The organism is Lysinibacillus sp. KCTC 33748 (assembly GCF_002237755.1).
GTDB lineage: Bacteria > Bacillota > Bacilli > Bacillales_A > Planococcaceae > Lysinibacillus.
Genome location: NZ_MWSJ01000052.1, coordinates 1 through 1,568, shown reverse-complemented (window position 1 = coordinate 1,568; position 1,568 = coordinate 1). Strand labels below are relative to the sequence as shown.

Sequence of the window (1,568 nt, the reverse complement as noted above, 5' to 3'; positions counted from 1 at the left end):
AAAGTACATGTCCTTCTTTTGGGTTATCTAATCCACTTGCTAAACTAAGTGCGGTTGTTTTTCCTGAACCTGACGGACCTAAAATGCTATAGAAACATCCTGTTTCAAAGGTGAAATTTACATTCTCTAATAAAGTGTTCTTCTTATTATTACTTTGATAATAGTAAAATAGATTTTTAAATTGTAATATAGTGTCCATGTGACTCCTCCTACTCATCTTTTAATAGTATTTCTTTTGGATTTAAACGAAGAATTGACAACGCTGGAAGAAGTGTTGATAAAATCGCAATTAATAACCCTAACCCACCTAAATTCAACACATCTTGTGATGATATACTGACATCAATATTGTCGATTGGTTCAACATCCTTATCTTGTTTATTTATACTTCCAAACGAGAATCCTAAAGTATTTGATTCTTGTTGTTGATCTTCGGCAGCAATCACTTCTTGCTGTAATAAACTGTCGCCCATTTTTTGAGACACTGTTTTACCTGTAATGATAGAAAGACCAAATGCTAGTACAGCTATACATAGTACTTCTACTAACAGTTGTCCTATTAATTTTCTCTTTTTTTCACCGATTGCCAATAGAATACCTAATTCCTTACGTCGCTCTTTTATAGTCAACATTATAATAAGACCTAATATAATGGATCCTGCGATGGATACTAAATAAACAATCATTTTGGAAGTAGCGGCAATATTCTCGATAGGGCCTACCATTTTTTGATATAAAGCATCATGCGCATCTAGCTTAAATAAATCAAAATCAATAGTTGTTTTCTTTGCCTCTGCTTTAAAATCTTGAATATTTTCTGGATCTTTTAAGTAGTAAATCGCTTCGTTAATAGATACACCCTTTTTATCACTTTCTTCAGACATTTCTTTCGTCGCGTCATAAGTAGTGTATACTTTGTTAGATGGGTGCATCATAGCTGGTAAATTTTCCTCGAAGTCAGTTATCCCGAAATTTTTGTATATCCCTATTATTTCCAACTCAACCTCTGATGTTTCATCAGCTGATTTAATCTTTAACTTATCACCAACTTGAAGCTCATTTTCTTCGGCTAACCGTTTTTCAATCAGAGCTACTTTCTTATTCGCATCCTCTGATTCAATTGAACGACCGTCAATAATTTCATTCGTTCCATCTGTAAATTCTTGCAATAAATCGGAACTTTTTACGCCTTGGATAAATGTATTAGGCATTTTCATATTTTCAGAGTGACTACCACCTACTGTTCCAACTACCCCTTCATCATCCGTTTCACTATTAATAGGTGCAAAATCACCTGCTACAAGCATGTCACTTTTAAGATAGTTGTAGTCTATTACATAGGGTGACTTCGCTAACTGGTCCGCTTCATCAGCGAAAAGCTCAGGGTGTTGTATTTTTCCATTTGGATTCTCTTGTCGCTGTTTCGCCACATTTTCCATAAGCCTCTCTTCGTCCATTCTAAGACTCACGTCAACACCTAATGTTTGTCTAGCGTGATCATTCGCCTTTTGTGAGACATTTTGAATAGCGAAACCCGCTAATACTAAATTGGAAACTACTAAAAATAC

At 34.8% G+C, this 1,568-nt stretch carries 2 protein-coding genes; both read right to left on the bottom strand.

Annotated elements, in window-relative coordinates:
• Window positions 1-199: ATP-binding cassette domain-containing protein (locus tag B1B04_RS25200; protein WP_139377010.1), on the bottom strand; the 199-nt coding region annotated here is incomplete at its 3' end.
• A 10-nt stretch (window positions 200-209) separates the two neighbouring features.
• On the bottom strand, window positions 210-1,568 hold a 1,359-nt coding region (locus tag B1B04_RS25195), incomplete at its 5' end, for an ABC transporter permease (protein ID WP_139377009.1).